Annotated in this window: 18 protein-coding genes; 14 read left to right on the forward strand and 4 right to left on the reverse strand. The window is 66.0% G+C overall.

What is annotated here, in order from left to right:
- Genes K1T73_RS17670 through K1T73_RS17700 form a run of 7 tightly spaced genes read left to right on the forward strand, consistent with a single transcriptional unit; the run spans position 1 to position 5,486 of the window.
- Positions 1-216 carry a phage head-tail joining protein gene (locus K1T73_RS17670; RefSeq protein WP_220601961.1) on the forward strand — a complete coding sequence of 72 codons (216 nt, stop codon included), beginning with the start codon at positions 1-3 and terminating at the stop codon, positions 214-216.
- A gap of 3 nt (positions 217-219) precedes the next feature.
- On the forward strand, positions 220-1,695 hold the full coding sequence (locus K1T73_RS17675; protein WP_220601962.1) for a phage portal protein: 1,476 nt from the start codon (positions 220-222) through the stop codon (positions 1,693-1,695).
- Complete coding sequence (locus tag K1T73_RS17680; protein WP_220601963.1) at positions 1,695-3,041, forward strand: S49 family peptidase; 1,347 nt, start codon at positions 1,695-1,697, stop codon at positions 3,039-3,041. The genes K1T73_RS17675 and K1T73_RS17680 overlap by 1 nt, the downstream gene beginning before the upstream one ends.
- Before the next feature lie 35 nt (positions 3,042-3,076).
- On the forward strand, positions 3,077-3,457 hold the full coding sequence (locus K1T73_RS17685) for a head decoration protein (RefSeq protein WP_220601964.1): 381 nt from the start codon (positions 3,077-3,079) through the stop codon (positions 3,455-3,457).
- A 52-nt stretch (positions 3,458-3,509) separates the two neighbouring features.
- Positions 3,510-4,532 (forward strand): major capsid protein, encoded by a 1,023-nt coding sequence (locus K1T73_RS17690; protein WP_220601965.1) that lies wholly within the window; start codon positions 3,510-3,512, stop codon positions 4,530-4,532.
- Between the two features lie 10 nt (positions 4,533-4,542).
- Positions 4,543-4,857 (forward strand): hypothetical protein, encoded by a 315-nt coding sequence (locus K1T73_RS17695; RefSeq protein ID WP_220601966.1) that lies wholly within the window; start codon positions 4,543-4,545, stop codon positions 4,855-4,857.
- Entirely contained in the window at positions 4,854-5,486 is a 633-nt protein-coding gene (locus K1T73_RS17700) for a DUF6441 family protein (RefSeq protein WP_220601967.1), read from the forward strand. The genes K1T73_RS17695 and K1T73_RS17700 overlap by 4 nt, the downstream gene beginning before the upstream one ends.
- A 10-nt stretch (positions 5,487-5,496) precedes the next feature.
- On the opposite strand, the gene K1T73_RS17705 is transcribed toward K1T73_RS17700, so the two are convergent.
- Positions 5,497-6,528, reverse strand: coding sequence for a permease (locus tag K1T73_RS17705; RefSeq protein WP_220601968.1), 1,032 nt, complete (start codon positions 6,526-6,528; stop codon positions 5,497-5,499).
- A 93-nt stretch (positions 6,529-6,621) separates the two neighbouring features.
- Between K1T73_RS17705 and K1T73_RS17710 the strand changes: the two genes are divergently transcribed.
- From K1T73_RS17710 to K1T73_RS17730, 5 genes are all read left to right on the forward strand, one after another.
- Positions 6,622-7,491 (forward strand): LysR family transcriptional regulator, encoded by an 870-nt coding sequence (locus K1T73_RS17710; RefSeq protein WP_220601969.1) that lies wholly within the window; start codon positions 6,622-6,624, stop codon positions 7,489-7,491.
- Complete coding sequence (locus tag K1T73_RS17715; protein ID WP_220601970.1) at positions 7,488-7,907, forward strand: acyl-CoA transferase; 420 nt, start codon at positions 7,488-7,490, stop codon at positions 7,905-7,907. Before K1T73_RS17710 ends, K1T73_RS17715 begins: the two co-directional genes overlap by 4 nt.
- Before the next feature lie 24 nt (positions 7,908-7,931).
- Entirely contained in the window at positions 7,932-8,870 is a 939-nt protein-coding gene (locus K1T73_RS17720) for a phage tail tube protein (protein ID WP_220601971.1), read from the forward strand.
- Positions 8,870-9,307 carry a hypothetical protein gene (locus K1T73_RS17725; protein WP_220601972.1) on the forward strand — a complete coding sequence of 146 codons (438 nt, stop codon included), beginning with the start codon at positions 8,870-8,872 and terminating at the stop codon, positions 9,305-9,307. Before K1T73_RS17720 ends, K1T73_RS17725 begins: the two co-directional genes overlap by 1 nt.
- A gap of 68 nt (positions 9,308-9,375) precedes the next feature.
- Positions 9,376-9,549, forward strand: coding sequence for a hypothetical protein (locus tag K1T73_RS17730; protein WP_259400360.1), 174 nt, complete (start codon positions 9,376-9,378; stop codon positions 9,547-9,549).
- On the opposite strand, the gene K1T73_RS17735 is transcribed toward K1T73_RS17730, so the two are convergent.
- Positions 9,520-9,810 (reverse strand): HigA family addiction module antitoxin, encoded by a 291-nt coding sequence (locus tag K1T73_RS17735; protein WP_220601973.1) that lies wholly within the window; start codon positions 9,808-9,810, stop codon positions 9,520-9,522. The genes K1T73_RS17730 and K1T73_RS17735 overlap by 30 nt on opposite strands.
- Positions 9,811-9,821: 11 nt before the next feature.
- A complete protein-coding gene (locus K1T73_RS17740) occupies positions 9,822-10,103 on the reverse strand; it encodes a type II toxin-antitoxin system RelE/ParE family toxin (RefSeq protein ID WP_220601974.1) in 282 nt (93 codons plus the stop codon).
- Between the two features lie 86 nt (positions 10,104-10,189).
- Here K1T73_RS17740 and K1T73_RS17745 point away from each other — a divergent pair, with 86 nt between their 5' ends.
- Positions 10,190-12,364: a phage tail tape measure C-terminal domain-containing protein gene (locus K1T73_RS17745; RefSeq protein ID WP_220601975.1), complete on the forward strand. Its 2,175-nt coding sequence runs from the start codon at positions 10,190-10,192 to the stop codon at positions 12,362-12,364.
- Positions 12,364-12,990, forward strand: a complete 627-nt coding sequence (locus K1T73_RS17750; protein WP_220601976.1) for a DUF2460 domain-containing protein — start codon at positions 12,364-12,366, stop codon at positions 12,988-12,990. The genes K1T73_RS17745 and K1T73_RS17750 overlap by 1 nt, the downstream gene beginning before the upstream one ends.
- A gap of 8 nt (positions 12,991-12,998) precedes the next feature.
- Here the strand turns inward: K1T73_RS17750 and K1T73_RS17755 are convergent, their stop codons facing one another.
- Positions 12,999-13,190, reverse strand: coding sequence for a hypothetical protein (locus K1T73_RS17755; RefSeq protein ID WP_220601977.1), 192 nt, complete (start codon positions 13,188-13,190; stop codon positions 12,999-13,001).
- Positions 13,191-13,260 lie beyond the last annotated feature (70 nt).

Genomic DNA, 13,260 nt, shown 5'->3' on the forward strand with positions numbered 1-13,260 from the left:
ATGGATCTGGAACGGATGCGCGCGCTGCTGACCGCACTGCAGGAGGCACGCTACGCGGGCGTCCGCTCGGTCAGCTATGACGGCAAGACCATCACCTATGGCTCAGATGCGGAACTGACGAACGCAATCTCCGATTTGGAAACCCGCATTGCCACGGCCACCTCAGGCACCCCGCGTCGTCGGCGCTGGGGCACTGTCGCCACGAAGGGTCTGTGATCCATGGCGTTTGCAGCCTTTCGCCAGCGCATCGGCAGCATCATCGGCGGCTTTGACGCGGCACAGGCCCACCGGCGGCTGCGGGGCTTCCGCGCCTCCCGCGCCCATGTGAACACGCTGATCGCGGCCTCGGGCGACACGATCACCGCCCGCGCACGCTGGCTGGCGCGCAATAACGGCTATGCGGCCAATGCAGTCGAGTCCTTCGCCAGCAATGTGGTCGGCGATGGCATCAAGCCGTCCTCCTCGATCGCCGACGCGGCGCTGAAGGAAGAGCTGCAGGCACTCTGGCTCGCCTGGACCGATGACGCCGACGCCGAAGGGCTGACCGATTTCTACGGGCTGCAGCGCCGCGCCGCGCGCGAGGTCTATCTCGCGGGCGAGGTCTTTATCCGCATCCGGCCGCGCCGGGCGGAGGACGGTCTGACCGTGCCGCTGCAATTGCAGATGCTACCCGCAGAAATGCTGCCGCTCGATATGAACCGCGAACTGCCGGGGGCAGGGCTGATCCGGCAGGGCATCGAATTCGACGGTATCGGCCGCCGCTTGGCCTATCATTTCCTGCGCCGTCATCCCGGCGATACGACCGATCCGGGGCTTGCGGGCGAGACGACACGGGTGCCTGCATCCGAAGTGATCCACGTCCTTGACCCGATCGAGGCCGGTCAGCTGCGCGGGGTGTCGCGATTTTCCGCTGCGGTCGTCAAGCTGTTCACGCTGGACCTCTACGACGATGCCGAGCTGGAGCGCAAAAAGATCGCGGCGATGTTCGCGATGTTCATCACCTCGCCCGCTCCGGAGACCCCGCTGGAACCGACGGACGAGGATCTGGAGGTTGAGCCCGGCCAGGTGGTGCGCCTTGATCCCGGCGAGGACGTCTCCACCCCGGCGACGCCGGACTCGGGTGGCACCTACGAGCCGTTCCAGTACCGGACCCTGCTGCAAATCGCGTCGGCGCTGGGCATCCCTTATGGTTATCTGACCGGAGACACGGCGAAGGGAAACTTTTCCAACACACGGATATCGCTGCTGGACTTTCGGCGCCGCATCTCGGCCTTCCAGCACAGTGTGATGGTCTATCAGATGGGCCGCGCGGTCTGGTCCCGCTGGATGGATGTGGCCGTTCTGTCGGGAGCCATCGATCTGCCCGGTTATAGCGGCCAGCGCCGCCAGTATCAGGCCTGCGCCTGGTTGCCGACCAAATGGGACTGGATCGATCCGATGAAGGACGCTTCGGCAGAGATCCTTCAGATCGAAGCGGGCCTCAAATCCCGCACCCAGGCCATTTCCGAGCGCGGCTATGACGCCGAACAGGTCGACCGCGAGATTGCCGCCGAGCGCACGCGCGAACTGGCGCTGGGCCTCGATTTCCGCCGTCCGGGGTCGCCCGCGCAGGCGCCGGGCAACGGGGCCAGGAAGGATGACGACGAGATGTACGACAGCGCCGGGGACAAATCCGACCCCAAGGATGAACCGTGATGCACCACGCCCAGATCGCCCAGCGCGCCTTCAACACGCCGCTGATGGTGGACCCTGCCAAGGCACTGGCGTTCCTGTCGGGGCTGGGCCCGCGCATCACGGGTCAGGATGTCACGTTCGCGGGCGTTGAATTGCCCACCAGTGATGTCGAACACGCAGCTTTGCCTGCCCGCGCTTCGCTGTTCGGCACTGACCTCGCCCAGCGCCACCAACGGAATGGACGCCAGCCTTACGCAGTGATCGACGGCATCGCGGTGATCGAAATCGCCGGAACGCTGGTGCATCGCGGGGCGTGGATTGGCCAGTCGTCCGGTCTGACGTCATACGAGGGCATTGCGGCGCAGATCGACGCGGCGATTACGGATCCTGCAGTGCGCGGCATTGCGCTCGACATCGACAGCTTCGGCGGTGAGGTCGCAGGCGCCTTCGATCTGGCCGACCGCATCCGCGCCGCGCGCGCTCAAAAGCCGGTGCACGCCTTCGTCGCCGAACATGCACTTTCCGCTGGCTACGTTCTCGCCAGCCAGGCTGAGCGGATCATCCTGCCGCGCACCGGTGCTGTCGGCAGCATCGGTGTGGTGGCGCTGCACACCGACATGAGCGGGGCACTCGACCAGAATGGCATCGCCGTTACGCTGATCCATGCCGGGGCGCACAAGATCGATGCCAACCCGTACCAGCCGCTGTCCGAAGCCGTGGGCGACCAGATGCAGCGCGAGCTGGAGGTCGTGCGCTTTCTGTTCGCGGAGACCGTTGCCGTCGGTCGCGGGGATCGTCTGCCCAATGCCGCTGCGCTTGCGACAGAAGCGGCCGTATTCCGGGGAGCTGATGCCGTTGCCGCCGGTCTTGCCGACGAGCTGGCCGATCCCGTCACCGCCTTCCGCGCCTTCGCCGCCGCCCCAGGGGGCATCAATCCTACCAGCAGAAAGGGTTCACAGATGACCACCAATTCCACCGACACTCCAAATCCGACCCCGATTGCAGATGCCGTGCCGTCCACCGAATCCGGCGCACCGAGCACGCCCGAACCGCCCGTCGAAGCGCCCACGCCCACGTCTGAGGCACTTGCTCCGGACGCGGCCGTGATGGACGCCGACGCCATCCGCGCCGAGGCAGCCGAGGTGGCGCAGGTCTGCGCGCAGGCCGCCCGGCTGGGGGTGGACATCGACGCCGCCGATGCCGTCGCGCGCGGGCTGAAACCCGAGGCCCTGCGCGCCCGCGTGCTGGCCGATCTTGCCTCGCGCGGCGATGCGGCGGGCATCATCGCCACTGCCCCGGCTGCCGCTGCCGCCAAAGACAGCCCAATTATCGCCGCCGCAAAGAAGGCGGCCACAGCCTCGCGCTGATCCCGCGCCCAACCCCAAAGCATGGAGACTGACCAATGCCCGTCCTGACGGAACCGCCCAGCATGGGCGATGTCCTCAAATATGAGGTCAACCCGAACTACACCCGCGAAGTGATCACCCTGCTGCAGGGCATGCCCTATCCGGTCGGCTCGGTGCTCGGCCAGATCACCGCCAGCGGCAAATACAAGCTGTCGACCAGCGGCGGCTCGGACGGCGCGCAAACCGCCAGCGCCGTGCTTCTTTATGCGGTCGACGCCACCCTTGCCGATGCGACCGGCATCGTCGTCATGCGCGGCCCCTCGATCGTCTCGCGCACAGGCCTCGCTTACGACGGCACCGTCGATGACATCGCCAAGATCACCACCAAGATCGGCCAGCTGGCTGCCGTCGGCATTATCGCACGCGACGGCGTCTGATCCCGAACCAGCCCAGCGCATCCCCATCCATCCCTCTTTTCCCGGAGCCCCCATGACCCTTGTCCGCAACCCCTTTGACGCTGGCGGCTATTCGCTGGCCGAGATGACGCAGGCCATCAACATCCTGCCCAACCTCTATACCCGCCTCGGCCAGATCGGCCTGTTTCGCTTCGAGGGCGTCAGCCAGCGCTCGGTGATCATCGAGCAATACGAGGGCGTGCTGAACCTGCTGCCCTCGGTGCCGCTGGGCGGTCCCGCGACCGTCGGCACCCGCGAAGGTCGTGCCATGCGCAGCTTCGCCCTGCCGTGGATCCCGCATGACGACGTGATCCTGCCGGGCGACATCCAGGGAAGTCCCGCGCTGGGCACCTTCGATGCGGCCGATCCACTGGTTGAGGTTATGAACCGCAAGCTGATGCTGATGCGTCGCAAGCACGCCCAAACCCGCGAATACATGGAGATGAATGCGCTGCGCGGGATCGTGAAGGATGGGGCTGGCACCACGCTCTACAATTACTTCACCGAGTTCGGCCTGGCGCAAATCTCGGTGGACTTCCTGCTCGGCACCGCGGGCACCAATGTTCAGGGCAAGGTGCGCGAGGTCTTGCGCGCGGTGGAAGACAACCTGCTGGGCGAGACGATGTCCTCGGTCCACGCGCTGGTCAGCCGCGAGTTCTTCGACAAGCTGATCTCACACCCGAAGACCGAGGAGGCCTACAAGTTCTATGCGGCCACCGGGGCCCAGCCGCTGCGGGAGGATATGCGTCGCAACTTCCCCTTCGCGGGTATCGTCTTCGAGGAGTATTCGGGCACCGTCACGCTTTCAACCAACGCCAGCGAACGATTGGTTCCAGCGAGCGAAGGCATCGCGTTCCCGCTTGGCACGATGGACACCTTCACCACCTATGGCGGCCCGGCCAACCTGCTGGAGGCGGCCAACACCATGGGCCTGCCGCTATATGCCCGGCAGCATCTCGACGAGAAAGGTCGCTGGATCGACCTGATGACCGAAGCCTCGATCCTGCCGGTGAACAAGCGACCGCGCATCGCGATCCGCCTGCATACCTCGAACTGACGGACCCGTCATGAATGTCTTTTCCGCCGCCACGGACCGGATCTTCGCCAACCCGTCCATGGCGGTGGCCGCATTGTGGATCTCGGGCACCACGTCACAGGAAAGTTCCATCCGTGTCATCCGCCGCGCCCCGGATCGTATCACCGCGTTCGGCGCGGCGCGGCTCATGAGTGACACGATGGTGCTGGATGTACGCGTCTCCGACCTGCCTGATCCCCGCCCGGACGATCTGATCGTGATCGACACCGACAGCTTCACGATCCAGGGAGAGCCTTTGCGTGACAGCGACCGCCTGATCTGGACGTTGGACCTGCGGCCGTCATGAAGCTGAAGCTCGACATTGATCCGGACATTGTCGCCATGATGGCAGCGGAGGTTGCGGCAAGCGAACGCGCTGTGTCTGCCGCCATGCGCGAAGCCGGAACCGGGCTGAAATCCGACTGGCGGGGACAAATCATTGGCGCGGGGCTTGGTCGGCGGCTTGCGAACTCGATCCGCAGCCAGAATTTCCCACGGTCGGGCGAAAGCCTTGATGCCGCAGCGTTGGTCTGGTCCAAGGCTCCGGAGATCATCAGTGCCCATGATACCGGCCCGCTGATCCGCTCGAAGGGCGGGTTCTGGCTGGCAATCCCGCTGCCCGCAGCAGGCAAATCCACACGCGGCGGCCGGATCACTCCCGGCGAATGGGAGCGGCGGCGCGGCCTGCGCCTGCGGTTCGTCTACCGCCGCACCGGCCCAAGCCTGCTGGTGGCCGAGGGACGGCTGAACACAAAGGGTCAGGCGGTAGTGTCTCGTTCCAAAACCGGGCGCGGCAAGGTCACCGCGCCGATCTTTCTGCTGGTGCCGCAGGTGAAGTTGCCGAAGCGGCTGAACCTCGACCGGGATGCAGACCGGGCGCTGGACAGCTTGCCGGAGTTGATCGTGGCGAATTGGGTGGGGGTACGGCTGACTTGAGCGCCTCTTGTCAGGAAGTACCGATCCACGCACCAAACAGCCATCCCGACAGCATCGAACCAACGACGGCCAAAACCAGGTAGAGAACAAATGTGCGCAATTTCAGCACTGGCGCGATGGCCATGGCACCCCAGATGCTGACCACCCCGCCCGACACGAGAAAAGCCATCGCCGCGCCGTGGGCCATCCCGGCGTCCATAAGCGCGCGAGTGAGCGGCAGCGCGGCGTATCCGTCGATGTAGGCTGGCCCTCCAACCAGCACGGCCAGTGGCACGGCGAACGCACTTTCGGTGCCTACGTAAGCCGACAGAGCATCGGGTGCGAGCGCGGCGTTGAGCGCATATTCTGCCGCGAAAGCAGGGATAAGCACGACCAGCATGAGCCGGGTGACCGACCAAGCTTCGCGTCCGAAGCGGGCGCGGCGGGCGGGCTCAGCCCAGATCGCCACACGGAAATCGACGTTTTCCTCCCCACAAGACTGCCCGAGCGCCCCGGTGATGCGGTTCCGGCGTAGCGGGTTCGTCGTCCAGCTTGAGCCGTCCAAAATCGCCGTCGCGAAACCACCGAAGAGACCCAACCCAATGGCCGCGACCGTCTTTCCAACAGCAAACTCCCAACCGAGCGTCGCAGCAGTGAGAGACAGCATCGCCGGATCGGTGATGGGCGATGACAGCCAAAACGCCATTACCGGCGCCAGTGGCACACCCGCGGCGAGCAGTCCCGCCATCAGCGGAAGAACTGTTACACCACAAACAGGAGTAACCGCGCCAACGGCTGCTGCGAAGACAACTGTCAGTGCCATCCGACCTCGCATGACTTCCGCCACGCGATCACTCGCCCCGCTCGCGGTGACCCATGCGGCGAGCAGTATTCCAGGAATAACGATCGGCATGACATTGATGAGCCCCATGACAACGAAACCGGTAGCCGCCAGCGCATGACCAGGCGCAATGGCAAGAACGGCGACAAAGCCCACGACAAGGGCGAAATATACGACCCGTAGCCAAGGCGGGGTGATGCGAAGGGTTTCGATCAGGGTCATGCGCGCTCCTCCACTCGGGTGCTACCAACAGAATGGGAGCTGGTAACGGATTTGAGAAACGGGTAGTTTTGAATTCAGTCATCGGAAATTCAAATGCCTCAACTTGACAGCGATCTCCTGCGCACCTTCCTCGCGATCGTCGAGGCAGGCAGCGTGACCGGTGGTGCGGCGCGGATACACCGTTCTCAGTCCGCTACCAGTCTTCAACTGAAACAGCTCGAGGCCGTGATCGGTCAGCCGCTGCTCGCGCGGCACGGTCGGGGTGTCGTGCCGACATCGGCGGGAGAACGGCTCCTGCCCGTTGCGCGCCGGGTCACCGGAGCTCTTGATGCGGCGCTTGCGAGTTTTCGCACGGACGAAATCGCAGGGCGAGCGCGTATCGGGATCGCAGAGGATGTGGCGCGGGGTGTTCTGGCGGACGTCATTGCCGCATTCTGCCGCGCCCATCCACGCATGGAGCTCGAGGTCCATTGTGCGCTTGGCGATGACTTCGAGGGTGCGCTCGCGCGTGGGCAACTGGATCTGGCTGTCTACGAGGTGCCCGAGGTCAGTCCCACTCAGGAACGTCTGCGCACAGAACGCCTGGTATGGATGACGTCGCGCGCTCATGACGCAGCCCGCCGCGACCCACTGCCGATTGCCGTCTTCGACCGCGCCTGTTGGTGGCGGGACGTGGCGCTCGCTGACCTATCTGCAGCGGGGCGCACCTACCGTACGGTGTTCACCAGCGAGAGCGGGATCGGTGTACGGGCGGCCGTGGCCGCGGGCATGGCTGTAGCGCTTTTGGCAGAGAGCGTGCAGGAGGAGGACTTGATCGCACTGCCCGAGATCGCCTCGGCAAGGCCGTCTCATTTGGTTCTCGATGTAACAAGAGATGCAAGAGGCGCCGCCACGGATGCACTCTGCGCCGCCATTCGTGGTGCGCTCAGTCAGAGACTAACAGGATCCAGTCACAGGTCATGAAAACCCGTCGCGAAACCATCCTTGCCGAGCTGCATACCCGGCTTTCGGCGCTGCCCGCCACCGCCCTGCGCGGTGATGTGCTGCCTGAACGCATCCCAACTGAGGGGCTGCTGATCCTGCGCGACGGCAAGCCGGGCGAACCTGAGGTGACGCTGTCGCCGCTACGCTATCATTACCAGCACCGCGCCGAGATCGAAGCAGTCGTTCAAGGCACTGACCGAGATGCCGCCTTCGACACACTCACCGCCAGCATCGGCACGGCGCTCTCCGCCGACCGCACGCTGGGCGGACTCTGCGACTGGGTCGAGGCGGAAGCGCCGCGCCCGGTCGATCTGCCGGTCGAAGGCGCGGCCAGCCTGAAGGCGGCCGTGATCCCGGTGGTGCTGCTCTATTCCACGGCCGATCCGCTGGCCTGATCCCGACAACCCGAGGAGAACATAATGGCACGAGCCCAGGGGGCGCGGGCGCAGATGGCGCTTGCGTTCGAGACCACCTATGGAACGCCCCCGGTGGGCGGTTTCACGAAAATGCCCTTCGCCAGCACTTCGCTCGGCGCGGAACAGCCATTGCTCAATTCCGAACTGCTGGGCTACGGCCGCGATCCGCTGGCGCCGATCAAGGACGCGGTCACGGCCGATGGCGACGTCGTGGTGCCGCTCGACGCCGAGGCCTTGGGCTTCTGGCTGAAGGCGGCCTTCGGGGCGCCAACCACGACCGGTACTGGTCCGTGGACGCACGAGTTCCAGTCCGGGTCCTGGACGCTGCCCAGCATGTCGATCGAGACCGGCATGCCGGAGGTGCCGCGCTACGCGATGTATTCCGGCTGCGTGCTCGACCAGATCACCTGGCAGATGCAGCGCTCGGGTCTGCTGACCGCAACGGCGCGTCTGGTGGCGCAGGGCGAGACGGTGGGCACGACCACCAGCGCCGGGACGCCCGCCGCGCTGGAGCTCAAGCGTTTCGGCCATTTCAACGGGTCGATCACGCGCAACGGGACCGCACTCGGCAACGTGGTCTCGGCCGAGATCACCTATGCCAACAACCTCGACCGGATCGAGACCATCCGGAACGATGGCCGCATCGATGGCGCGGACCCGTCCATCGCGGCGCTGACTGGCCGGATCGAGGTGCGCTTCGCCGACAGCACGCTGGTGACGCAGGCGATCAACGGCGAGGCCTGCGAGATGGAGTTCGCCTACGTCCTGCCGTCCGGCGAGAGCTTCACCTTCACCGTGCACGCCGTCTACCTGCCGCGCCCCCGCATCGAGATTTCCGGGCCGCAGGGGGTGCAGGCGACCTTCGACTGGCAGGCCGCCCGCGACAGCGTCGTCGGCCGGATGTGCACCGCAACTCTCGTGAACGATGTGGAGACCTACTGATGTTGACGCTCGACCTGACCAACGCGCCGCGCTGGCATGATCTCGCGCCCGGCGTTCGGGTGCAGCTGCGCCCGCTGACCACCGCGCTGATGGTGGCGACGCGGAGCGACCCGGCTGTCGAGGCGGTGCCCGAGGAGGCGTCCGACGAGGAGCGCGCGGTCGCCTTCGCCAAGGCGCTTGCGAGGCGAGCCGTGCTCGCCTGGGATGGCATCGGCGACACGGACGGCAAATCCATTGACCCAAGCCCCGAGGCCATCGACGCGCTGCTCGACGTCTGGCCAATCTTCGAAGCGTTCCAGCTGACCTACGTCTCCAAGGGCCTGCTGCTGGAACAGGAAAAAAACGCCTCCGCGCTCTCGCCGAATGGTCATTCGGCGGGGGCGAGCGATACTGCAAAGCCTGCGCGCAAAACTGCAAAGACTGCCCGGCGCGGCTGAACGCGCCGGAAACCTGGGAGGGTCTACAGGTCTGGGACCTCGTCAGTCGGCTCGGCGGTCAGCTGCGCGTGCTGCCCGGCGCGTTGATTGGCTGGGACATGTCGGCCGCGCTGGCCCTCGGAAATGCGCTCGGCGTGCCGCCGCTGGTCATGGCCGAACTGTTGCCCGCCGTTGAGGCTGTAATGGTGCGCAAGCTGAACGAGGAAATGGCGTCAGGCGGCAGTGAGAGGCGTGATATCTGACACATCGACGGTGTCCCGCGCCCGCGCAAGGTCCCAGGCCCGCTGCAGGTTCATCCAGTATTCAGGCGTCGTGCCGAAGAAGGTCGCGAGCCGCATGGCCGTATCCGCGGTGAGCGACGTCTCGCCCTTTACCAGCCGTTCGATCCGGGTGCGCGGCACGTGCAGGCGCTTCGCCAACCCGATGGCGCTCAGATCGAGCGGCCCGAGGTAGAGCTCTTTCAGAACCTCACCCGGATGCGAGGGATTTGTCATCAGTGTCATGTCGCGCCCTTTCAATGGTAGTCGGTGACCTCGACGTCGGCCGGTCCCTGTTCGGTCCACACGAAGCAGATCCGCCACTGGCTGTTTATGCGCACCGAATGCTGCCCGAGACGGTCGCCCTTGAGCGCCTCGAGGTGGTTTCCCGGCGGAAACCGAAGATCCTCGAGGACCACGGCCGAATCGAGTGCAGACAATATCGCCCGCGTTCGCTTGACCAGATCGGCTGGGAAGCCCTTGCCGAATCGGTCTTCGACCGCGTTCGCCGCGCGCTTGCCCTTCGTGCTGACGATCATGGGGCGTATGTATCACGACGTGATACGCGCTGCAAGGGTGGAGCCACCTCGCTCGTACCGCCGATCAACAATCAGGATATGTGACCATGGCCGAGAAACGTGTCAGTGTCCGCCTTGCTGCGGTCGGCGGAAGGCAGGTGCGTGCCGAACTGGAAGGTGTTGGCGAGGCCGGATCGCGCGGCTTCGGGCGGCTCAGCCGGGAGATGGAGGCGGCCAACGCCCGGATGGCGGCGTTCTCACGTCGGGTGAAGGTCGCGGCTGCAGCGGCTGTTGCTGCTGCCGCCGCCGCGGGCGTGGCCATGGTCCGGTCCGGCCTGCAGACGGTGGATGCCCAGACCAAGCTGGCGCAATCGCTCGGAACCACCGTCGCCTCGATCCAGACGCTGGAGCGGGCGGGCGAACTGGCTGGTGTCTCCATGTCCGGCATCGAACAGGCGACCAAGGATCTGACGCGACGGCTCAGCCAGGCGGCCGCCGGGACCGGCCCGGCTGCCAATGCGCTGGACCGGCTGGGGCTGTCCGCATCCGAACTGATCGCCCTGCCGCTGGACCAGCGCGTGGGGACGATTAACGCCGCCATTGAGAATTTCGTGCCCGCCGCCGAACGCGCGGCGGTTGCGGGACAGCTTTTCGGCGAGGAAGGCTCCATCGCGATGTCACGGATCGACACCGCGACGCTGCGCCAGGCGACCGAGGACGTTCTTGCGTTTGGGGTCGTCGTCTCGGAGCAGAACGCCGACCAGATCGAACGCACCAATGATGCAGTCTCCCGCCTCGGCCTGATCTGGCGCGGGCTGTCGAACCAGCTGGCGGTCGCAGCAGCCCCCGCGCTGGAAGCCGTCGCCGACGCCATGGCGGCAATCGCGAGCCAGACCGGGCCGCTCGGGATCGCCATTCGGGGCCTGTTCGACAACATCGGCCGCCTCACCACCTACGCTGCGACCTTTGCGGGGTTTCTCGCAGGCCGCTGGGTCGCCGCGATGGCAGCCGCAGCGCTTTCCGTGCGCGGGCTCGCCACAGCACTGGTCGTCGTGCGCGGCGCGCTGATCCGCACCGGCATCGGGGCGCTGATCGTGGGCGCGGGCGAGCTGGTCTATCAGTTCACGAAGCTCGTTGCGGGTGCCGGTGGCTTTGGAGCCGCCATGGGGCTGATGGGCGATGTCGCCAAGGCGGTCTGGGATGGCATCAAGGCGACCGCCGGGTCCTTCGCGGATGATTTTCGGGCGCTGGGCGCGGATATCGAGCGCATCTGGACCCGGCTGATGGCGTTCCTGTCGCGCAAGTGGGCAGAGTTTCTCGGGAAGATCGGCCCGACCTTCAATGCCGTGGCCGAGGAGATCGGTGTCGACAGCCGGATCGACTGGTTTGGGGCCATGTCCTATGCCTCGATGCTGGAGCACGCCGCCAGCAATGCCGGGCACCAGGCTGACCGCTACCGCGAACGCGCTGCGGCAACCCGCGCCGGGGCATTCGACGGTGTTGACCCGGCCTTGCAGGCGCTGGGCGACGCCATGTCGGGCGGGGACGATACCGGCAGTGATGCACTGGATGAGGCCACCGCTGCCGCAGAGCGGTTTGAGGCGACACTGGAGGATGCCGGGCGGGCGGCGACGGACGCCGGTGCGGCGGCCGGGGCTGCCGCCGCTGCGGCCGAGCCCAATACCGAAGCCGCCGTTTCGGGCTGGCAGGCGGTCACCACGGCGCTCAGCGACTATGCCAGCAAGGCCCGCGATATCGGCGGGGACATTGGCCAGAGCCTCGTCAGCGCCTTCCAGTCGGCGGAGAATGCGGTCGGAGAATTCGTGAAGACCGGCAAGCTGAAGTTTGGCGATCTGGTCACCTCGCTGATTGCCGATCTGGCGAAGCTCGGCGCGCGCAAGTTCATCCTCGGGCCGATCGCCAACGCGCTCGGTGGGGTGCTTGGGGGCGCGGGTGGCGCTGGCGGGATCTTCGCCAACATCCTTCATGCGGGCGGCATGGTCGGATCCGGCGGATCATCGCGGATGGTCCCGGCAATGGCCTTCGCGGCAGCGCCCAGGATGCATTCCGGCGGCGTCGCCGGGCTGCGCCATGACGAAGTGCCTGCGATCCTGCAGCGTGGCGAGCGGGTGCTGTCACGCCGCGAGGCGCAGAGCTACGGCGCGGGCGGCAATGTCAACGTCACCATCATGGCCCGCGACGCAGAGAGCTTCCGACAATCGCGCACACAGGTCGCGGCGGATATCGCTCGCGCCGTGTCGCTGGGCCGAAGAGGCATGTGATGGCGTTTCACGAGGTGCGGTTCCCCGACGACATCAGCCGCGGCGCGCGCGGCGGACCGGAACGGCGCACGCAGATCGTCGAGCTCGCCTCGGGCGACGAGGAGCGCAACGCCAGCTGGGCCAACTCGCGCCGCCGTTACGATGTGGCCTATGGTATCCGCCGCGCCGACGACCTCGCCGCCGTCGTCGCCTTCTTCGAGGCGCGAAACGGTCGGCTCCATGGCTTCCGCTTCAAAGACTGGGGAGACCACAAATCCTGCCTGCCCTCGGACACGCCATCGCCGACGGATCAGGCGATCGGCACCGGCGACGGCGCGACGACCGCCTTCCAGCTGGTGAAGCGCTACGCCTCCGGCGCGCAGTCCTGGACGCGCGCCATCGCCAAGCCGGTGACCGGAACCGTGCGCATCGCGCTCGGCGGGATCGAGCAGCTCTCCGGCTGGTCCGTCGACACCGCGACCGGCGTGGTCACCTTCAGCGTCGCGCCGGGATCCGGTCTCGCGATCACCGCGGGCTTTCATTTCGACGTGCCGGTCCGCTTCGACACCGACGTGCTCGACGTGACGCTCGACCTCGAGCGGCTCGGCTCGATCACCTCCATCCCGCTTCTGGAGATCCGCAGATGAGGCTGCAGTCACTCGATTTGAGAGCGTGAAGTACGCGCCAACGTCAAATGCCGCTCATTCGGCGAATTGTCTGCCCTTAACGCAGCCAGAAAAGCTTCAAGGGTTACAACATCTAAAGCCAGGCTGTTGCGATCAGCCTCGCGGGCCGTTTCGGCTTCACGGCCGGTGCCGTCTTCGTCTGAGGCATCATGCGCCATCATTTCACCACCTCGGGCACGTTGCTGCAGCTTGCAGGGTGCCTCGCAGCGCCTGTCATATCAAGGAGGTTTC

The sequence above is a fragment of the Roseovarius sp. SCSIO 43702 genome (assembly GCF_019599045.1).
Classification (GTDB): Bacteria; Pseudomonadota; Alphaproteobacteria; order Rhodobacterales; family Rhodobacteraceae; genus Roseovarius.